Annotated in this window: 17 protein-coding genes; 5 read left to right on the top strand and 12 right to left on the bottom strand. The window is 34.8% G+C overall.

The genetic code is table 11. The features are described 5' to 3' along the window. Positions 1–220: 220 nt before the first annotated feature. The 5 genes from CW752_RS10230 to CW752_RS10210 form a co-directional block, all read right to left on the bottom strand. The gene (locus tag CW752_RS10230) at positions 221–1,744 is read right to left on the bottom strand and encodes a glycosyltransferase family 39 protein (protein WP_101239609.1); all 1,524 of its coding nucleotides are present in this window, start codon (positions 1,742–1,744) and stop codon (positions 221–223) included. 349 nt (positions 1,745–2,093) lie between these two features. Continuing rightward, positions 2,094–3,299, bottom strand: coding sequence for an efflux RND transporter periplasmic adaptor subunit (locus CW752_RS10225; protein ID WP_185117608.1), 1,206 nt, complete (start codon positions 3,297–3,299; stop codon positions 2,094–2,096). A gap of 118 nt (positions 3,300–3,417) precedes the next feature. Then, the gene (locus CW752_RS10220; RefSeq protein WP_101239607.1) at positions 3,418–4,689 is read right to left on the bottom strand and encodes an ABC transporter permease; all 1,272 of its coding nucleotides are present in this window, start codon (positions 4,687–4,689) and stop codon (positions 3,418–3,420) included. 61 nt (positions 4,690–4,750) lie between these two features. After that, positions 4,751–5,980, bottom strand: a complete 1,230-nt coding sequence (locus tag CW752_RS10215; protein ID WP_101239606.1) for an ABC transporter permease — start codon at positions 5,978–5,980, stop codon at positions 4,751–4,753. A gap of 85 nt (positions 5,981–6,065) precedes the next feature. After that, complete coding sequence (locus CW752_RS10210; RefSeq protein ID WP_101239605.1) at positions 6,066–6,755, bottom strand: ABC transporter ATP-binding protein; 690 nt, start codon at positions 6,753–6,755, stop codon at positions 6,066–6,068. 422 nt (positions 6,756–7,177) lie between these two features. On the opposite strand from CW752_RS10210, the gene CW752_RS10205 reads away from it, so the two are divergent. The 3 genes from CW752_RS10205 (at position 7,178) to CW752_RS10195 (ending at position 10,242) form a co-directional block, all read left to right on the top strand. Further along, complete coding sequence (locus CW752_RS10205; RefSeq protein WP_041461620.1) at positions 7,178–8,152, top strand: ribonucleotide-diphosphate reductase subunit beta; 975 nt, start codon at positions 7,178–7,180, stop codon at positions 8,150–8,152. An 84-nt stretch (positions 8,153–8,236) separates the two neighbouring features. Further along, a complete protein-coding gene (locus tag CW752_RS10200; RefSeq protein WP_101239604.1) occupies positions 8,237–8,527 on the top strand; it encodes a hypothetical protein in 291 nt (96 codons plus the stop codon). Between the two features lie 56 nt (positions 8,528–8,583). After that, positions 8,584–10,242, top strand: a complete 1,659-nt coding sequence (locus CW752_RS10195) for a ribonucleoside-diphosphate reductase subunit alpha (protein ID WP_101239603.1) — start codon at positions 8,584–8,586, stop codon at positions 10,240–10,242. Between the two features lie 441 nt (positions 10,243–10,683). Here the strand turns inward: CW752_RS10195 and CW752_RS10190 are convergent, their stop codons facing one another. Beyond that, entirely contained in the window at positions 10,684–13,866 is a 3,183-nt protein-coding gene (locus CW752_RS10190) for a TonB-dependent receptor (RefSeq protein WP_101239602.1), read from the bottom strand. Between the two features lie 390 nt (positions 13,867–14,256). Between CW752_RS10190 and CW752_RS10185 the strand changes: the two genes are divergently transcribed. Beyond that, the gene (locus tag CW752_RS10185; RefSeq protein ID WP_101239601.1) at positions 14,257–15,147 is read left to right on the top strand and encodes a DUF72 domain-containing protein; all 891 of its coding nucleotides are present in this window, start codon (positions 14,257–14,259) and stop codon (positions 15,145–15,147) included. A 160-nt stretch (positions 15,148–15,307) separates the two neighbouring features. Next, entirely contained in the window at positions 15,308–15,535 is a 228-nt protein-coding gene (locus CW752_RS10180) for a hypothetical protein (protein ID WP_228401707.1), read from the top strand. Positions 15,536–15,612: 77 nt separating this feature from the next. Here CW752_RS10180 and CW752_RS10175 read toward each other — a convergent pair whose 3' ends face one another. From CW752_RS10175 to CW752_RS10150, 6 genes are all read right to left on the bottom strand, one after another. Continuing rightward, the gene (locus CW752_RS10175) at positions 15,613–16,206 is read right to left on the bottom strand and encodes a hypothetical protein (RefSeq protein WP_101239599.1); all 594 of its coding nucleotides are present in this window, start codon (positions 16,204–16,206) and stop codon (positions 15,613–15,615) included. Positions 16,207–16,244: 38 nt separating this feature from the next. Further along, entirely contained in the window at positions 16,245–16,889 is a 645-nt protein-coding gene (locus CW752_RS10170) for an HD domain-containing protein (RefSeq protein ID WP_101239598.1), read from the bottom strand. Continuing rightward, positions 16,886–17,731 (bottom strand): serine aminopeptidase domain-containing protein, encoded by an 846-nt coding sequence (locus tag CW752_RS10165; RefSeq protein WP_101239597.1) that lies wholly within the window; start codon positions 17,729–17,731, stop codon positions 16,886–16,888. Before CW752_RS10165 ends, CW752_RS10170 begins: the two co-directional genes overlap by 4 nt. Before the next feature lie 90 nt (positions 17,732–17,821). Next, the gene (locus CW752_RS10160; RefSeq protein ID WP_101239596.1) at positions 17,822–18,712 is read right to left on the bottom strand and encodes a ribokinase; all 891 of its coding nucleotides are present in this window, start codon (positions 18,710–18,712) and stop codon (positions 17,822–17,824) included. Positions 18,713–18,782: 70 nt separating this feature from the next. Continuing rightward, on the bottom strand, positions 18,783–19,418 hold the full coding sequence (locus CW752_RS10155; protein WP_101239595.1) for a DUF4241 domain-containing protein: 636 nt from the start codon (positions 19,416–19,418) through the stop codon (positions 18,783–18,785). Positions 19,419–19,511: 93 nt separating this feature from the next. After that, positions 19,512–22,127: a valine--tRNA ligase gene (locus tag CW752_RS10150; protein ID WP_101239594.1), complete on the bottom strand. Its 2,616-nt coding sequence runs from the start codon at positions 22,125–22,127 to the stop codon at positions 19,512–19,514. Positions 22,128–22,186: the final 59 nt, after the last annotated feature.

Here is a 22,186-nt window from a genome sequence, read left to right as displayed (position 1 = left end):
TTAGGTGAAAATACAAACAATAAAACCTATAAGCAATATATCATCACAGTTAAAAATTGGCTTAAGTAAGAAATAAATGATGTACAAAACTTAAAATCCCCAACTATATTAACTTATCACACTATTTCAATACAAATCATTTAATATGATTATCCTATTTTAAGTAAATATTATTTCATTACTTTTTAATATTCCAAGCATAACGCTAGTTAATTATCCATCAATACTGATTTTTGAATTTATTAATTTCATTTTGAAGTCTCGTCCTGATATTAATTTTTGCCTTTTTAAAGCTAAAAATTCGAGTCCCTTTTTCTCTTGCAAATGGGTTGGTGATAGAATCTACAATTTTTGAAGTTTCAAAATATGGACATGTTATTTTCAACTCATCTACACCATCCAATTCATCTTTAATCCTAATGAGGTTATCATACTTTTTATTTAAATCGAACCAGTTGATATAATCAGCATTGAAAGAAACAGCCTTTACTCCCGTTTTCGAGTAATAATTAATAGCACCAGCCTGCCCATAGTTATCGCACAAAACCAAGGTATTTCCTTCTTTTGATAGCCCGGCATATTCCTTATCTACTTTTTGAGCTAATTCTTTCCATCCTTGCATATCTGCAAAATCCTGAGGTAGGGCATGGTTTTTTCCATCTTCCCAACGAAGTAATCCTAACTTTTTATACCATTCCGGGTGACTTACAATATACTCAGGACTCTTATTAGGGAATGCAAAACTATACAAAGGCACAAATAAAACAAGAGGAAGCAAAATACAGACAGGCTTAAAAAATCTCTTCCAGCTATTTTCAAAAAGACAACCCAGATAAACAGCTCCAAAGGCAATATAAACAGGGTAAAGACCTATTGCATAATAATCTTTTGCCCTAAAGAACATAAATAATCCTATAGTTATCATATACCCCCAAAAGAAAAACCGAAGTTTTCCAAAAGGGTGATAAAACAATAGAGCATAAAATCCAGCTATTATAACGAAAGTTGTTCCAATAAAGAACAAAACCTGGGCCTTCAAAAAATCAACCCTATTCACGTTCACCAATTGCCTTTCTGAAAGTTCTTTCATATGGTGGATAACAGGAAAATGATTATAATACTGCCAGAGAAGGTTAGGAAAAACAATAATCAGAGTTAAAGAGAGAGCTCCATACAAATGTTTATTTTTAAAAACTTTTCTTTGACCAGACATCAAAAGAGCAGGGATAAATCCCAAGGCAAGAAAAGCTATATTATATTTATTGAGCACTCCAAAACCAAAAACAAATCCACCCCAATAAAGCCATTTCACTTTTTCAGAATGAACATATTTAATCAGAAAATAGAAAAACAGAGTCCATAAAAGCACTTCTAAGGAATTAGGTTGAAAAAGCATATTCAACCGGAGGAGTACTGAGAATAAAATTCCTAAAGATGCCAATATCTGAGCAAATAAACTTCCTTTCAGTTCTTCGACAATTTTCCATACCACCACCATTGTTAATGCTCCAAACAATGCAGGAAAAAATTTAACCCAAAATACACCTCCACCCAAGACTTTGATCAACCATGCAAACCATGAACTTACAGGCGGTACCGACAGGTATCCAGAAGCAAGGTGATATCCTTGATCAAGATGTAAATATTCATCACGTTGTAATTCGTACTCAGGATTGATCAATGAGTATTGAAGGAAAAATTTTACGGCAATTAAAAGAAAAAGAATCCAATAGTTTTTTTTCATGACGAATAGTTTATTACCAATAAAACATTTAAAACTCCTTTTTTATTACATTTTAAACATAACCTGAATTCGGGTTAAGGGAAGACTGGTAGAAGGAGGTTCGAAATTACTTTCAGTTATAATGACTTACAGCTGACGACTCAATTAATTTTTGCCTTAAGATCGATAAAAACAAATGAATCATTATTCTTTATAGCTTTCATAATTTCCGGCTTGCGGCCTCAAAATCTCTTTATCCCGAACTTATATTAAATATACTTAAAAATCATGATTAGAATTGATTACAAAAAAAATCCCTAAGAAAAATCTTAAGGATTCAACAGTTTAAAAAACTTATAGTGTTAGTTTATTATTTTTTCTTTGATTTTAATTCTTCTTTGTCTTTATCTGACGGGTTCCAAACCTTTATTTCAGATTCTTTTGTAATCTCTGATCCCGGAAGTACCTGAACATTAATTCCGTCACTAGCCCCAAGTTTTAAATATACTTTTTTAAACTTCCCGTCTTTTTGCTTTACTTCTACAAAAGGAATATCTTTTCCTTGCTTCTTTTCATACTGAACTAAAGATTCATCCAATAATAAAGCATTTTTCTGAGAGCTTAATACAATTTCTCCGTTCGCTGAGAAACCGGCTCTGATATATTCATTATTAGGATTATTTACATTTCCTTCTACCGGAAATTTAATTGTTCCAGCATTGTCCTTTCCTTTCGGAGCAATCATTGTCAGTTTTCCCGGGAAGGTTTTGTTTTGTAAGGCACCGATAACAATATTCATATCCATACCCTGGCTTAATTTTCCGGCTTGAGCCTCATCAATTTCTCCTTTAAAAATTAAAGAATTCAAATCCGCTACGGAACAAATTGTTGTACCTGCGTTGAAGTTATTCGCTTCAATCACCTGGCTTCCTAATTTCACGGGTACTTCAAGAACAGTCCCTGAAGCTTTAGAGCGAATTTGTGTCGTTGCTAATCCTTGTCCCTGAAGTTCGGGAGTAGCTCCTGTCTTAGCGATCTGAAGTCTTTTTTGAGCAGTATTCAATTGCTGTTGTGAGTTCTTCAGAGTCTGCTGCTGGGTATATAATTGCTGTTGTGAATTCAGATAATCCTGTTTGGAAACCACTCCTTGTTTATAAAGCCTATCCTGCATGTCAAACTGCTTTTGCATATTGGCAACATTCAACTGAGCATTGCTAATCTGAAGTTGAGCATTTTGAACTTCCTGCTGTGCGGCATTTACCTCAGAAATACTTGGCACAATTCTTACGGTAGCAATCAATTGTCCAATTTCCACCTTATCTCCTTCTTTTACCAAAATTTTATCAATAATCCCCGTAATATTCGGCTTGATTTCAATTTCTTCCTTTGGAACAATTTTCCCTGTAGCCATTACTTTGTCATCCATATTCTGGATCGTAGGTTTACGGGTAAGAAAGTCTTCTCCTTCTTTAGAGTTAGATTTAATAAGATAGCCAATCCCTGAGAACAATGCCACTGCAAATAAAAGCCCCAACACTATATAAATGGCTTTTTTCCAAGTGAATTTCTTTTTCATATGTATAGTTTATTTTTTAATTAAAGAATTGAAAGATTTAAAAATTAAAAGATTAATACCACACGGCTACTGATCATTTTTCATTTTCAAATTTTCAAATTATTTTATTTTCAAATTATTATTCTGTTCTTAATGCCTCAATCGGTTTAATTTTCACTGCTCTTTGAGCAGGAATCATCCCGATAATCAATCCCAAAACCACCATTACCGCCATAGCGGCGAATACATTTCCATAGTTAACCGTCGGATTATAGAAAGGGAAAGCATCTTGCCCTTGGGTTACCACATTTAAAATCATCAATACAAAAATCCCAAACATAAAGCCTAATAATCCCGAGGAGAGTGTAATCACAACACTTTCCAGTAAAATCTGGTTTCTTACTTCAGATGGCTTTGCCCCCAAAGCTCTTCTGATTCCTATTTCCTTTGTCCTTTCTTTTACGGTAATCAACAGGATATTAGAAATGGCAATTACTCCGGCAAGAATCGTAAGCGTTCCCACAATAATCGTCAACAACTGCATCCCTGTAAGGAAACCTGTCAGTTTTTTAAATTCTTTTCCTAAATTGAAACTACCGAAAGCATTGGTATCTTCAGGAGAAACTTTATTTTTAGATTTCAGCACCTGCTTTACATCTTCTTCTACCGTGTTTACATTGGCATTTGGCTTACTTACAATAGCAAACATGTCTATCTGTTCTCCTGCATTATACATTTTTGTATACGTTGAAAGTGGAATGAATGCTGTTTGATCATTTTCAAAACCACCTCCTTTTTTTACTCTAAAAACTCCAATTACATTAAAAAAGATTCCTTTTATATTAATAGATTGTCCAATGGGGTTTTCTCTTTTTTTGGAATCGAAAAAGTTTTTATAAATCTCTTCTCCGATAACCACTACATTTTTGTTACCCGAAACATCCGCATCATTGATGTAACGTCCAAAAATCAATTTCTTTTCTGAAATTTTATTTCCAACAGAATAGTCTCCGGTAAGCGAATATGTCCCATTTTTACCGTTTCTTGACATAGCCTCACCGGGTGTTCCCGTAAAACTTCCTCTTGCGTTTTGTGGTGATATATAATCTATGGCATTCACTTTTGTTTTCAACATATCCATATCTGATAGTTGTAAATGAACCTCTCGTCCTTTAGGAAATCCTTCGTACGGAATAGATGTTTTCTGTGCCCAAAGGAAAATCGAATTGGTAGCAAACCCGGAAAACAATTTATCAAAACCATTTTCCATCCCTTTTGCCGCTCCAAGAAGGCTTACATACAAAAACATCCCCCATCCTACTCCAATCATGGTCAGAAATGTCCGAAGCTTATTATTCTTCAATGAATAATAGATCTCCTGCCAAGTGTCTTTTTTAAATATGATATTCACCTTTTTGAATTATGAGTTATACATTATGAGTTTTATCAATCAACCTATATGTTTTATCTTTTTATTCTGTCCTCAATGCTTCGATCGGTTTAATCTTTGAAGCTCTGTATGCAGGAACAAATCCTGCTACCAATCCTGAGAAAACCAAGGCAATAAATGCCATAAATATTGTTCCCCATCCCACACTTGGGCTTTTAATAAAAAACTCTTCAAGACTATCGCCAAGCATATTCAATGTTAATACACCTACTCCTACCCCCACAAATCCGGAAATTACTGTAATCACAACACTCTCCTGAACAATCAGGGCAACAATTCCTCTTGGCTTGGCGCCAATCGCTTTTCGAACCCCGATTTCTTTGGTTCTTTCTTTCACGATATACACCATAATGTTACTAATCCCAATAATACCTGCCAGCAAAGTTCCCAGACCAATAAACCCTACAATCGCTGTAAGAACTGCCATAAACGTAAATGTATCGTTCATATTTTTGGCATTATTCCAGACACGGACACCATTTTCATCGTCAGGGGAAACATTCTTTCTCGCTTTAAGTTTATCTTTCAGCTCATCACCGTATTTGATAGCCTGCTCCGGAGTCAATTTATCATTATAGGTAATATAAGCGATATTTATCGTGTCAGAGCCTTTTTTCATTTGCTGCAAAGTCGTAATAGGAACTGTAATATGTCTTTCATCCCTATCTCCTCCATCATCTGAAAAAACACCAATTATTCTATACATTGTTCCGTTAATATCCAGCTCTTTTCCAATCGGACTTCCGTTTTTGATTAAATCTCGTTGAACCATTCTTCCAATGACAGCAACATTTAATTTCCTTTCCAAATCCATAGAGCTCAGATAGCGACCATCAATAATTTTTCTATTTTCAATAACCTGTTCCCCCGGTTCAGCACCGTTTATCTGATAAAGGCCGCTTTCTTTTCCATATTTTACCATCAAAGAGGCAGTATATCTAGGACTGGAAGGACCTGCTTTTTGTTTATCTGTATTAACTAAAAAATCATAATCGCCATTATTCATTGTAACGTTTCGATCAGACTGCAAACCTTTATAAGCTAAGGAAGCTTTTCCTGTAGTAACAATAATCAGGTTTTTGGCATCTCCTGCAAATCCTTCAGAGAAAGCATTCTGAAGACCTTTTCCAATTCCAAAAAGTACAATGAAGATAAACAATCCTAAAGCCACCGTAAACCCCGAAAGTACCGTCCGGAGTACATTACTGCGGATAGAACTGAATATTTCCTGCCAACGATCTAGGTCAAACATTTTTATTAATATTAAAAGATTGAAAAATTAAAAGAATAAAATCATTAAATTTTCAAATTATCCCATTTTCAAATTATCAAATTACCTAAAGCACAATCTGCTTAATAAACTCGTCACTTTCAATGATGCCGTCTTTCAGCATTACATTTCTCTTGGTCTGTGCAGCCACATCAGGTTCGTGAGTCACCACAATGATTGTTTTCCCTTCATTATTAATATCCTGGAGCAACTTCATAATATCATGAGTCGTTTTCGAATCCAAAGCTCCTGTAGGCTCATCCGCCAGTACAACTTTAGGATTAGTAATCAGGGCTCGTGCAATAGCTACTCTTTGTTTCTGCCCTCCTGAAAGTTCATTAGGAAGGTGATTAGCCCACTGGGCAAGACCAACTTTTTCAAGATATTCCAATGCTTTCTCGTTACGTTCTTTTCTCGGTACATTTTGATAATATAAAGGAAGGGCTACATTTTCTAAAGCAGTCTTATAACTAATCAAATTAAAAGATTGAAAAATAAAGCCCAAAAACTTACTTCTGTATTCTGCCGCTTTTATCTCAGACAAATGTTCAATCGGAACACCATCCAATTCATAAGTCCCTGAATCTTTTTCATCAAGAATACCAATAATATTAAGAAGCGTAGATTTTCCCGAACCGGAACTCCCCATGATAGAAACAAACTCTCCTTCGGAAATATTCAAATTAATTCCTTTCAGAACATGAAGCTTGCTTTTTCCTGTATCGTATGATTTATGTAAATCCTGAATTACTAACATTAAGTGATGTATGTTTTATACCCAATAAGTAGAACATATTTTCAAATTGTTACAAGATTGAAAATTTATTCAAACTTTTTTTTGTTTAATTGATTAATCGTTTATTAATAATACTTTACAACCAATTGTTTAATCGTAACTATAGATTTACATCCATTTCCCAACAATATTGGCTTTAAGCCTATTATTCGAGCCTGTTTCATGTAAATGTGGAAAACTTTTACGGCTAAAAGTCAGCCAATTAGTATTTACCTCTTTCAAAATCAGTTCTTTTTTTCGAACTTTGTCATTAGATTCTGATCAGAAACACAAACTTATATTGTGAATAACTTTTATTCACAACCAACACAAAAACAAAAAGTTATACATTTTCTGAACGTTATCCACAAAGAACTGAATTATTTAATTATAAAGATATTTTTATGGGAATTTTTGATAAAAGAGTAAGTTATAAGCCATTTGAATACCCGGAGGTGCTTCAATTCGTAGAAGCCATCAACAAATCGTTCTGGGTACATTCGGAAGTGGACTTTACTGCAGATGTTCAGGATTTTCATTCGCAGTTGGAACCACATGAAAAGCATGCTGTGAAAAATGCGCTTTTAGCCATTGCACAGATCGAGGTGTCTGTAAAGACATTCTGGGGAAATTTATACAACCACCTTCCAAAACCGGAATTCAATGGATTAGGATCTACTTTTGCAGAATGTGAATTCCGTCATTCTGAAGCATATTCCCGTTTATTAGAGGTATTAGGATATAATGACGAATTCCTTAACGTTATCGAAATTCCTGCTGTAAAAGGAAGAATCGAGTTTTTAGGAAACGCTTTAAAACATGCTAATTCCGCTACTCCTAAAGAGTATGTTTCAGCATTATTGTTATTCAGTATCTTAGTAGAAAACGTTTCTCTTTTCTCTCAATTTGCCATCATCCTTTCTTTCACAAGATTTAAAGGATTTATGAAAAATGTTTCCAACATCATCGCCTGGACTTCTGTAGATGAGCAAATTCACGCTAACGCCGGAATCTACCTGATCAATAAAATCCGTGAAGAGCAACCTGACTTGTTAACAGACAGTGATATTGAAGATATTTACACTTTAGTAGACGAATCTATCGCAAGAGAAGGAGATATCTTAAGCTGGATCTTTGAATTGGGTGAAATCGACAACGTATCTAAAGAAGACTTATTAAACTTCATGAAATACCGTGTAGACGACAGCTTGAAGAAAATCAATATGAAAACAAGATACAATATCACTCCGGAACAATACAGACCAATGGTATGGTTCGAAGAGGAAGTTTTCGCGAATTCATTAGATGATTTCTTTGCAAAAAGACCTGTGGATTATACAAAACACGATAAGAGTATTACAGCAAACGATTTGTTTTAATATGGTAGGGCGCGAGCGAAGCGAGCGTCAAAGCAGATAGTATTAGCGTTTTATTATTTGAAACTTATAGACACAAATATAAAAATGATTAATGTAATTGTTACTTATACAGTAAACCCTGAATTTGTTCCAGCCAATAAAGCGAATATTCAAAAATTTCTGGATGATTTTAAAAACTTAGATCAGTCCGCTTTTGAATACAAGGTATATGTAAAGGAAGATGGCATTACATTTTTACATTATTCAAACTACATCAATGAAGAAGTTCAGCATGAAGTTTTGAATGTACCATCTTTTAAAGAATTTCAAAGGTTAAGAGATGAAAGTGGGCTAAATGATTCCCACAAAGTAGAATTTTTACAATCAATAATATAAAAAAAACAAAATTCCGGAGTGACGGCCTCATTCCGGAATTCGAAAATATAACATCTATGGAAGAGCAAAATTCAAATATATGGTGGCTCAACGAAGAGTCTGAGCAGATGTTGAACAGAGGATATCTGTTGAAAGGTGAAACGGTAGACGGAGCTATCGACAGAATTACCACTGCTGCTGCAAAAAGATTATACAAACCGGAGCTACAACCGGCTTTTAAAGAAATGATCACAAAAGGATGGATCAGCTTCTCATCTCCTGTATGGGCTAATATGGGAACAGAAAGAGGTCTTCCCATCTCTTGTTTCAATGTTCATATTCCGGATAGTATTGAAGGAATTACCCACAAAATGGGTGAAGTTATCATGCAAACCAAAATTGGAGGGGGAACTTCAGGCTATTTTGGAGAATTGAGAAACAGAGGTACTGCAGTAACCGATAATGGAAAATCTTCAGGAGCTGTTTCTTTCATGAAACTTTTCGATACGGCAATGGATGTTGTTTCTCAAGGCGGTGTAAGAAGAGGAGCTTTTGCTGCTTACTTAGATATTGACCACGGAGATATTGAAGAATTCTTGTCTATTAAAGATATCGGGAGCCCAATCCAGAACTTATTTACCGGAGTATGTGTACCGGATTACTGGATGCAGGATATGATTGATGGTGACATGGAGAAACGTAAAGTTTGGGCAAGAGTTTTAGAAAGCCGCCAACAAAAAGGACTTCCCTATATTTTCTTCACAGATAACGTTAACAGAAATAAACCACAAGTTTATAAAGACTTAGGAATGACGGTAAACGCAAGTAACCTTTGTTCTGAAATCATGCTTCCTTCTACAATGGAAGAATCTTTCATCTGCTGTCTGTCTTCAATGAACCTTGAGCTATACGACGAATGGAAAGATACAGATGCTGTAAAATTAGCAGTATACTTCCTTGATGCTGTTTTATCTGAATTTATTGACAAAACTGAGGGTAACTACTACCTACAGGGAGCAAGAAACTTTGCAATGCGTCACAGAGCACTTGGATTAGGAGTTTTAGGATACCATTCTTATTTACAAAAAAATATGATACCGTTTGAAAGCTTTGAAGCAACTCAGTTCAATGCAAGAGCATTCAGACACATTAAAGAACAAGCTGAACAAGCATCAAGAGAGCTTGCCAATATATATGGTGAACCGGAAGTATTGAAAGGATACGGATTAAGAAATACCACAACAATGGCTATCGCTCCTACCACTTCTAGTTCTGCCATCTTAGGACAAACATCTCCCGGAATTGAACCATTCTCTTCTAACTATTATAAAGCAGGTCTTGCGAAAGGAAACTTTATGCGTAAGAACAAATACCTGGCAAAACTATTGAAAGAAAAAGGATTGGATAACGAAGAAACATGGAGAACAATTATGTTGAACCATGGTTCTGTACAACACCTGAACGAGCTTACTCCGGAAGAAAAGGCAGTATTTAAAACATTCAAGGAAATTTCCCCAATGGAGATCATTTCTCAGGCTGCACAGAGACAACAATATATCGATCAGGCTCAGTCGTTGAATCTTCAGATTCCTTCTACAATGCCTGTAAAAGATGTTAACTATCTATATATTGAGGCTTGGAAAAAAGGAGTAAAAACATTGTACTACCAAAGAAGTTCTTCCGTATCAAAAGAAATGATGGTAAACTTTGTATCATGCTCAAGCTGTGAGGCATAAGATCAAATAATAAACACGCTATATTAGCAGAAGCACGCCAGATGGCGTGCTTTTTTATTTATGGTAACATTAAACCTTAATAATAAGCTTAGGCTAAAGCCATTAGAATGCTATTTAATGATAAAAGAGGTTGTCTCCAAAGTCAAATAATTTTAGTTTTTGTCATTCTGACGTAGGAAGAACCTCATTGATGATCAGTTGTTTGAGATTCTTCACTCCATTTCTGAACTACGTTCGTAAACTTTCAGTTTATGTTCAGAATGACACTTTTGGAGACAACCTCTTTCTATTGAATTGAATATGTAAAAACATTTCTTTACAACAAAAAGATCAATACCTCCTATTACTCATCATTCATTACTTATTACTCATAAAAAAAGGCCCGGAAGAAACCCGTGCCTTTGAAAAGAATTGTGTATGAAGTAAAATAAAAAACAGTAATTAAAAATTATATCTGATTCCCAATTGTGCCTGGAATCTCGATGCAAACTGATCAATTGTATAAGGCAATCCCGGTGTTTTAAAGTTATACGTTGGGTCTCCCGCTTCTGGCTGCCCCGTAGCAACATTTCCTACTTTTGTAAGTCCTACACTTGCTGTAGAGTTGAATGTATTAGGTACGAAATATACTTTACCCCAATCTTTATTCAATAAGTTGGTAAAGTTGATAATGCTTAATGAAATTTGTAATGTGTTTTTAGACTTTTCACTAAGTTTGATTTCGTCCATAATTCTGATATCCGCCTGAATGTTCCAAGGAGTAACATCACCATTTCTTTCAGTGAACTTACCTCTTCTGGATTTTAAATAATCATTGTTATTCACAAAATTCTCATAATCTGCAATTTGTTGTTGAGCAGTTACCAGAACATTCCCGGCAGCATCTTTTATCGGAACAATATATTTAGCAGCCTCAGCAGCATCTTTAAAGATATAAGAAAGACCTGCAGCCTGTCCGGTGTTCGCAATAGTACTGTTCACAAATCCCCAGGTGAAAGGATTTCCAGATTGAGCATTGAAATATAGATTCGTATATAATCTGTTAGATTTTGAAATATTAAAGGCATATCCAAGGTTAGCTACAACTCTGTTTTTGATCGCGAAGTTAGAAGTTGTCAATTTAGGATCATTAGGAGTAAGAGACTGGTTCATCTGCCAGTTACTTTCCATAGAGTTTCTGATACCATTTGTAATATCTTTAGCATCTCCATAAGTATATGCTACAAAGAAATTGAAACCGAAATTATATGATTTTGAAAGCTGAGCTGTCAAATTATAACGATATCCTTCTTTAGTATTGGATAAAAGATAGGCATTAGAAAACTTACTATTAATATTCGTTGTATAAATCGGCATTTCATGGTTGGTATCATAGCTATAATACGTTACATTATCCGTTTTGTTTACCTGTTGGAACTTCAAGTCATACAGAACTTTGGTGTAGATACCTTCCAAAGTAAGTTTATATCCTTTAAGAGTATAATCAAAAGCCAGAGAACTTCTCCATACTCTTGGCATTTTAAAATTATTATCAATAAGGTCTACCTGTACTTTTGAAGAATTCTGCCATTTAGGGAAATTAGATCCCACCAATGGATCACCATTAGTAGCAAGCTGAGCAGCCGTTGGCCCATTATAATCATAACTTCCGAAACCTACCCCATCATTATAATAAGCATATCCTAACCATGCAAAAGGAATTCTCCCCACAAAGATACCCGATCCCCCTCTCATTACTACAGACCTGTTTTCCGTAATATCAACAGTAAATCCAAGTCTTGGAGATAAAGTCGGCTTGTTAAGATAAGTATTAGTAAGTTGGCTTAGAGGTGTATAAGTGTAAGTGTTGCCATAGTTCGGATCCTGAGGGGAATTGGTAACCAATGGACTTAGTTGCGGCTTATTAGGAAGATCCGTATAATCTACTCTCACTCCCGGCGAAAGTCTCACTCTTCCCCAGTTGATCTCATCCTGGAAGTATAATGAAAGAAGATTTACCTGGTATTTAGCATAAGGATTATCAAAAAGAGATTGTCTGCTATCTCCATTAAAAGGATACGTTCCTCTTATCCTGGCCGGATTACCATTGTAAAAATCATTTAAACTCTTGTAAGAAATCCTTCCGTTTAATGCATTTACAAAACCATAATTGATATTATATAATTCGTTATGAGTTCCCAGTAAGAAAGTATGATTCCCTGTTTTGTACGTAAGGTTATCTGTAATTTCAAAAGTTTTCTGTTTCATATTGAAGACAGTTGCTTCTCTATCATTACCCAACAAAATAGTTCCGCCATTGTAACTGATTTCCACTTGAGGGAACATAGCATTTCCTGAAGTAGGATCCCTGTAATCGTGAATAGAAGAATATCCCAGTACTAAGTTATTGCTCCATTTATCATTAAAACGGCTTTTCAACTCCAATGTAGTAGTGGAAGCGGTATTCTTCTGAACAAAATCCATACTGGAGAATCTGAAATTCGCTCCATCTCTTTCAAGGTTGGAAGCTTGTGAAAACACTGTATTATTCTTAATGGATAATGTATGTTTATCATTAATCTTCCAATCTAATTTATTGAAAAGCTTGGAACTCTCTGAAAAGTTATTGTATTGGTTAAAACTGCCAACATTGAAGCCATATTTATTTCGTACAAAATCTGAAATCTGTTGTGCGACTCCCTCATTCACCAGTGCATTAGGATCGTTGGCATTGTAGAATAGAGGATCTGTTCTTTTGGTATATTCTAAATTGGTAAACAAGAATACCTTATCTCTTACTATCGGTAAACCAACTCTTCCTCCGTAAATGAAATCTGAAAAGTCTTTTGGCATTTTAGAATTATCACCTACTCTATTATTTCCTGTAATAGAAGCATTTCTTCCATATACATATAAAGATCCTGTCACATCATTACTTCCACTTCGTGTTACTGCATTGATACTTCCGCCAAGGAAGTTCCCCAATTTCACATCATAAGGAGCAATATACACCTGAACATCCTGAATAGCATCCAAACTTATAGAATTGGAACGCGTACTGCTTCCCGGCATACCTGATGTTCCCGTTTGTCCTCCTAAAGACGGACTAAAACCGATTGCATCATTATTGATTGAACCATCAATTGTTACATTATTATAACGGAAGTTAGTTCCGTTGAAAGAATTATTAGCACTCTGCGGTACCAACTTAGTCACATCCTGAATCCCTCGGTTGATATTAGGAAGCCCTGAAATTTGCGCCTGGCTGATTCCTACTCCATTTTTTACAATAGTTCTTTTTGAAGTAAGCTTTACTTCATCAATTGTTTTTTCTTTATTTCCAACATCTACCAAAGGAAGGTCATTGTTCCCTAAAGTAAGCTGAAGGGTATTCTCATAAAGAACCTTTGACCCGTCCAAAATTTCAATAGTATAAGGTCCTCCAGGCTGAAGATTATCCAGACTGAACTGTCCTTTATTATTACTTTTTGTTTCAAAAGTACTATTGGTAGGGACATGCACAACCTTTACAGTAACTTCGGAGGAAATTCCTTTTAATCTTCCCAAAATTTTAGAGCTGGTCTCCTGTGAAAATGCAAATCCAAAAGATAATAAAGCAAAAGCACAGATTAATTTTTTCTTCATATTTTTATTGCTACAAAACTTGCCGTAAAATTAAATTTAGTAGCCATGAAGTATGGTAACATAAAATTAACATTATGTGACATAATGTTTAATATTTCCTTAAAAAAAACTTAATAGAACTTATAAAGACTGTTTCAACTATTTTTTTTAAATAAAAAAACAATTTATATATATGGAAAATGTCTAAAAAAATCAACCTTTTTCCTTTTTTTCACAAATTATTTTGTTGTTTATCTAATGAAAGTCAATACAGAACAGAATCAGATTACGGAAAAAATCATCAAGAATTGATCTTTTTTCTCCTATCACTTTCCTCAAAAAATCTAGAAACTTACTATGATTTTTTGGATTATATTTGTAATTATTGTTTAATATTCTAAAACGACAGATATGAAATTCGGACAAGTAGAAGACCCATCAAAAATAGATTTCGCCCTTCCCAAAGATCATTCCAAAACCAAAGAAATTTTAAACCAAAATAAAAAAGGGTTGGAAAATATCTCCATCGGATGTGCAAAATGGAACAAGACCGACCTTAAAGGCTTTTATCCTAAAGGAACCAAAGATGAGCTGAGCTATTATGCCACACAGTTTAATTCCATTGAGTTGAATGCTACTTTTTACGGAATGCCAACGCCCGATCAGGTAAAAACATGGAAAGAAAAAACACCTGCCAATTTTAAGTTCTTCCCTAAAATTACCAATACCGTTTCCCACTTTAGAAGACTTATCGACGTTACAGATCCGGTTACCCATTTCGCAGCAGCCGTTATGAACTTTGATGAAAAATTAGGAATGGCTTTTCTTCAGCTCCATGACAACTTTAAGCCTAAAGATTATGACAGGCTCGAAAAATTTGTAAAAGAATGGCCCAAAGAAGTTCCATTAGCTATTGAGCTTAGAAACACAGAATGGTTTACCAATGAAGACATTTTCAATACTACGTGTGAACTCTTTGAAACCCATGATATCACCAATATTATTGTAGATACAGCAGGAAGAAGAGATATGTTACATATGCGATTGACTACTCCTAATGCATTTATCCGTTATGTAGGTGCTAATGCAGAAAGTGACTATGAAAGGTTGGATGATTGGTTGAAGCATTTAACAAAATGGAAAAAAGAAGGCTTACAAAATCTCTATTTTTTTGTGCACCAGAATATTGAAAAGGCATCTCCCTTACTATCTGCGCACTTCATCAAAAAATTAAATGATGAATGGAAAACAGATATCCATATCCCACAAATGGCTGCAGAAAGTACAGGAACATTATTTTAATCTGGAAAACAGTGACTTCACCATTAATGTTTAAATAGAATAATTTTAATTTACCCTCTATATCAAATAGAAACCGAGAAAACTTCTACAGTGTTTAAAAATTTCATACATTAGGGAATAAGTCTATTTTTAAATAGAAAATTAAAAAAAAAGCAACATCATGGAAGAAATTTGTAGAATCAGTATCTCTGGTAATTGGCTGGCTGATGAATATATTTTTTATGAAAATCATACGATAAAAAGAATATATGACACCCATAGCCTCAATTCGAATAATGTAGAATGGTTGGAACCCCAACAAATCAGTAAACAAAATAAAGATAAATTAATAAGAGCATGTCCGGAAGAATTTAAAGAACAGATCATGCAGATCCTGGATTATCCTTAAAATGAATAATGAGCAATGAATAATAAGTATTGTAATACTGTTTTATTCATTGCTCATTACTTTTTATAAAGAATAAATTATTTCTTCTTTCTCAGCAGCAATACCAGATTCAAAAATAAAAGCAGAAAATCTAATGTAATCCAGATCCCAAGCTTTGTATTTTCATAGTTATAAGCATCTATATGCTTCTTTGCTGCATCAGACAACTTTGCACTCTGGTTGATATAATTCTGGACCTCAACAATCTGGTCAATATTTTTATTAGGTACCGAATGTTGCGTAAAATATACCAGATTCTTTTTCCCCAAATATCCTGCAATCCAGTATTCATCAGACTTATCCATCTTCAGATATTCTATTCTATAATATTCCGGGCGTATCTTTCCGATATGTTTGGGTTCTAATATAGTTTTTGCATCCACTTTATTTACTTTAATCAAATAAAAATCCAATGGCTGTGGAAGTTTATTCACCACTTGCAATCCTACAGAATTATCTACAAATGCTACCGCACTCTTTTTGATAAACCAATACGCAAAGATTGAGATTGAAAAAACAACAGTCAGAATACGAAACAATTTAGCCCATTTTGCTACCTTTCCTGATTTTACTTTATATAAAATCAAAGAAAGCACACAAGCCCAAAAGATAACCAAAATGATAAATACCATATTGCAAAGATACTGATTTCAGAATTTTCAGGAGAATCTTAATCTACATTCCATTCTTTATAGAATTGGTCCAGGAAGTTCAACATATAATCATGTCTTTCCACTGCCAGCTTCTTTCCTTCTTCAGTATTCATTAAATCTTTAAGAAGCAACAATTTCTCATAAAAATGATTGATCGTAGTTCCATTGGATTTTTTATACTGATCTTTAGACATATTCAGGTTGGGCTGAATTTCCGGATTATATATCGGATTATTCTTAAAGCCCCCAAAATTGAATACTCTGGCAACGCCTATTGCGCCAATGGCATCAATACGATCTGCATCCTGAACAATTTTAAGTTCAATAGGAGGATTTTGCGGCGCCTGATCTCTATTTTTAAATGATATATTATTAATCACAAACAAAACCTTTTCAATAGTCTCGTTAGGAATATTTTGTTGTTCTAAGAATTCTCTGGATATTTTTGGAGCAATAGTCTCATCTCCATTATGAAATTTAGGGTCAGCAATATCATGAAGAAGTGCCGATAATTCTACTACGTCTTGATCACAATCTTCTGTTTCTGCAATTTTTCTGGCAAGCTTCCAGACTCTTTCGATATGAAACCAGTCATGACCTGCTTCTGCTCCTTCTAACTTTTCTTTTACAAATTCTACGGTGTTGTTAATTGTACTTTTCATTTATCTATCAGTTCATTTAAAATAATATCCCAAAGTTTGTTATTGTAGCTTCTAAAAAAGTTAATATGTCCTATTTCTTTTTTCTCAGATTCTGAAGTTTTCACAAGTCTGTAAGTTGGTTTGAGATTGGGATACGTTTCATCTAATAAACTTACTACCCCCTTCTCCGTTAGCCATACATCGTCTTCCGCTCTGATGACAAATACTTCCTGGATTAAATTTTTAGAATAATTATCAATTTTCTCCAACAATCGGTTGGTAGATTTTTTGTTTAAAATTAAGGTTCTCCAGTCATATGCACAATTTTTTGGAAGACTTTCTCCAAGGCCAAACCAATGTGCCGGAAAGTAACCTAATAACGAAGTTGTTAGTGGCTGAACAATTCCAAACCCCAGATAAGCTTCCACTTTGGTTCTTAATTTCAAATTGCCGACAAATGCTTTTTGTGTTCCTACGAAAATAAGTTTCTCAAACATTTCGGAATCTTTATTCATTCCCAAAATCAATGCACCTACGGAATGTCCTAAACAATATTTTCTATATTCCGGAAATTTCACTTTAATATAGCGGGTGAGTTCTTTATAATCCTGCGCGCCCCAAATTCTCATCGAGCTATAGAACCCTCTCATATTTTTCGGTTTAGAAAGCCCTATTCCCCTATAATCATAAGTAATAACTGTAAACCCCTGTTCTGAAAAGTACTGGGCAAATGAAAAATATACTTGCTGTTTTACGCCTGTTGCAGAATTAATAAGCAATAATTTCCCATTGCTTTTCTCCGGTCGAAAAAGATGGGCCGTTAAAGATGCATGGTCTTCTGTGGTAAGTATTAGTTTTTCCATATTATAAAAAGAAAAAATCCACTATAAAAGTGGACATTTTACATATATTTTTACGTTAAGTTTTAAACTTTCGATATGCCGTAAATAACTTTAAGAAAGAAAATCAGATATTCTTGGTAGTCCTGTTTGAGATCCTTTTCCTCTGGAAACTCTCGACGAAACTTCATTCCCGAATTTTACACAATCTTCCACTGAGTTCCCATGACAAAGTGCGATAGCAAATCCTGAAGTAAACGCATCTCCCATTCCCATTTTATAAACAGTTTCATCTTTATCGTTTCTATAATACTTCATTTCCGTGCCGTCAAAATAGATAGTTGAATTGGTATCATCTCTCACAAATACTTTGTTGAAATACTTTGTAAGAACGTCTTCTCTTTTCTCCTCTCCAAAGATAATATACAGCTCGCTGCTTTTTGCTACAATGAAATCAACATTTTCAATAATCTCATCACTGATTCTCATTGCAGGAGATGCATACAAACCTACTCTTTTACCATATTTCTTAGCCTTTTTTACGGTATATTCTACTACATCCATCGAAACTTCAAGTTGTACCAATACAAGGTCGGTTGTATGGAAATAACGATCTGCCTCATCTATATGAGATTTGCTAAGATACTTATTGGCTGCAGGAACTACCACAATGGCAGCATTCCCTTTACAGGTTGTCACATAAGCAGTACCTGTCGATTCTTTATCCGTTTCATGAACAAATCCTACATTAACACTCTCCCCTACCAGATTCCTCATGATCTGTTGCCCCAAAGGATCCATACCTACGCATCCAATGAAATAAACACTTGCACCTAGCCTCGATGTTCCCACCGCCTGATTGGCACCTTTTCCTCCAAAATAACTATCTGAATTAACAGCTAAAACAGTTTCATTGGGTAAAGGAAGTTTATCGGTTTCTAAAACCAGATCAATTGATGAGCTACCTACAACAATAATTTTGGGTTGTTCTGATGAGAATTTCATTGTGTTTTTACTATTAGTTTAAAATTTTATAACAAACAAAAAATTGCATCTCAAAAATAATTAAATTTACTTAACTTATTTCAATAAATTCAGTAATTATCTTTACCGGCGATTGATCTTTAGCATAACCGATATAGCTGGCATAAAAACCTTCACCGTATCCTGTTTCAAAAGCAAATATAGTTCCAGGACGTTCTTCAGAGGGCTTTAAGAATGCATATTGATCAATTGCACCGTTTTCATCAAAGAAATGTTCATGGAAAAATTCTTCATAAATTCCCATAAAATCGGCTCCTTTATTCTTAAATAATTTTTGCTCCAATTCATTAAGGCTATTCTGTGTATCTACATCCATTAAACAGCCCATCCCACTTTCCACAGGATAACCGAATACCTCTCCTTCTGCCAGGTCTTTTACATTCTGTCCCGCAGTAGTTGCCAGTTTCCACTCTGCAATTTCTTTGGTGTTAAAAATAATTTCCGCGTATGCCACGCAATTACTTTCTCTTTCTTTGTGTAACATAACAGAAAACTCTCCCTTTGGAAATTCTGTAGAAAAAGGAAGCATATCATTCGTGATCAAAGGATCACACGCAACCAATTTTCCGCTGGAAAGATAAAGTTTTCCTACTTCAAAGCTTTCTAACAGCGGACTTTCCACAAAGTCTTTTGAAAATAATTTTTGTATGTTTTCTATATGTGTCATCTATTCTTTTTCTTTTTAAATCATAAGGCTGGGCACAAGTTTTCATCTGTACCCAGCCCGACTTTCGACAACTTAATTGTCTATATTTTAAAACTACAAACTTTTCAACTTTTCTTCCAAAATAGCAATTTTGTCAAGAGCATCTTTTTGCTTCTTACGCTCTACCTCAACAATTTCAGGTTTTGCATTGGCAACAAACTTTTCGTTGGAAAGTTTTTTATCAACTGAAATTAAGAATCCTTTTAGGTACTTTAATTCTTCTTCAGTTTTAGCTTTTTCTTCTCCTAAATCTAAGTTTTCACTTAAAGGAATTGAAACTTCAGTAGCTCCTACCAGGAAAGTAAAACTTGGCTTGTCTGTTTTCTGTCCAAAATGGATTTCAGAAACATTTGCTAATTTTCTTACTACCGCTTCATTGGCAAATTCAGAAGCATTGGTATAGATTTCAGCCGCTTCTCTTGGTGAAATTCCTTTTGTCTGGCGATAATTTCTAACTCCTGAAATTAATTCTGCTGCAGTTTCAAAGTTTTTAATGATCGTTTCATCAAACGCATCTTCTGTTCTTTGCTGGGCAATAACTAAAGCTTCATCAATATTCCTTTCCGAAATAGTCTGCCATAATTCTTCCGTTAAGAAAGGCATGAAAGGATGAAGTAACTTCATCAATTCTTCAAAGAAATAAATTGTTTTATTATAAACCTCCTTAGAAATACCTTCGCCATAGTTCGGTTTAATGGCCTCAAGATACCATCCGCAAAAATCGTCCCAAATTAATTTATAAATCAAATGCAGCGCATCAGAAATTCTGAATTTCTCAAACTGATCGTTGATTTCAGCAACCGTTTTATTCAATTTATTTTCAAACCATTCTATAGTCTGATTTTCTGTTGAATTAGCCGGTTTATCTTCATGACTCCACATATTGATCAAACGGAAAGCATTCCAGATCTTCGTCATGAAATTTCTTCCCTGAAGCATTAGATCTTCATCAAAAAGAAGGTCATTTCCTGCTGCTGAACTCAATAAAATTCCTACACGAACTCCATCTGCACCGTATTTGTCCATCAATTCAAGAGGATCCGGAGAATTCCCTAAAGATTTTGACATCTTTCTTCTCTGCTTATCTCTTACAATTCCTGTAAAATAAACATTTTTAAATGGAACTTCTTTTCTGTATTCCAATCCTGCCATAATCATTCTGGCTACCCAGAAGAAAATAATATCCGGACCTGTAACCAGATCAGAAGTCGGATAGTAATAGTTGATATCTTTATTTTCAGGATCAAGTAATCCATCAAATACAGACATTGGCCATAACCATGAAGAGAACCAGGTATCTAATGCATCATCATCTTGTCTAAGACCCTCAATAGTCAGCTCCTGATTTCCTGTTTTTTGTTTTGCCAATTCTAAAGCTTCTTCTTTGGTTTCAGCTACTACAAAATCTTCATCTCCGGCACCGTAATAATACGCAGGGATTTGTTGTCCCCACCAAAGTTGGCGGGAAATATTCCAGTCACGGATGTTTTCCATCCAGTGCTTATACGTATTTTTAAACTTCTCAGGATAGAACTTTACTTCGTCATCCATTACTACATCCAATGCCGGCTTAGCAATTTCAGACATTTTCAGGAACCATTGTACTGAAATTTTCGGTTCAATGACAGCACCTGTTCTTTCTGATGTTCCTACTTTATTTACGTAATCTTCTGCTTTTAGTAAAAGATCTTTTTCTTCTAATTCTTTGGCGATTTGTTTTCTTACATCAAATCTGTTTTTCCCCGCATAATGTAGGCCATGTTCGTTAAGGTTTCCGTCATCATCCAAAGCATCAATCATCTTCAACTGATGTTTTTGTCCGATTTCGTAATCATTGATATCATGTGCCGGAGTTATTTTCAGCGCCCCAGTTCCAAACTCAATGTCAACATATTCATCCTCAATAATTGGGATTATTCTGTCTACGATGGGTACGATAACATTTTTACCTTTTAAGTGAGCATATCTCTCATCATTAGGGTTGATACAAACTGCAGTATCCCCAAAAATAGTTTCAGGACGTGTTGTTGCCACTGAAAGAAATTCTTCGGAACCTTCAATTTTATATTTAAGGAAATATAATTTCCCGTTTTGCTCCTTAAAGATTACCTCTTCATCTGAAATATTGGTCTTGGCTTCAGGGTCCCAGTTTACCATCCTGTAACCTCTATAGATCAACCCTTTATTATAAAGATCTACAAAGCTTTTGATAACCTGTTGGGAAAGTTTCTCTTCCATCGTGAAACGGGTTCTATCCCAATCACATGAACATCCTAATTTTTTAAGCTGCTCAAGGATGGTACCTCCATATTTATTAGTCCATTCCCAGGCATGCTCCAGGAATTGCTCACGAGTAATATCTGATTTATTGACTCCTTCAGACTTCAATTTAGCAACAACCTTAGCTTCAGTAGCAATTGAAGCGTGATCCGTTCCCGGAATCCAACAAGCGTTAAAACCGCGCATTCTTGCACGACGGACCAGAACATCTTGAATGGTATTATTCAACATATGTCCCATGTGTAAAATCCCCGTAACGTTTGGCGGAGGAATTACCACGGTATAGGGTGGTTTGTCATTAGGCTCTGAATGGAAATATTTATTTTCCAACCAGTAATTGTACCATTTTTGTTCTGTTTCCTGTGGATTATATTTTTCTGAAATCTGCATAAATTCTATTTCTTGGCTTACAATTTGCAAAAATAGTCTAAAGAAAAAAAATTTTAAGC

The sequence above is a fragment of the Chryseobacterium sp. PMSZPI genome, assembly GCF_002835665.1.
In the GTDB taxonomy this organism is placed as follows: Bacteria; Bacteroidota; Bacteroidia; order Flavobacteriales; family Weeksellaceae; genus Chryseobacterium.
The sequence above is the reverse complement of the archived record's forward strand: the minus strand, read 5'-3'. Positions and strand labels throughout refer to the sequence as shown.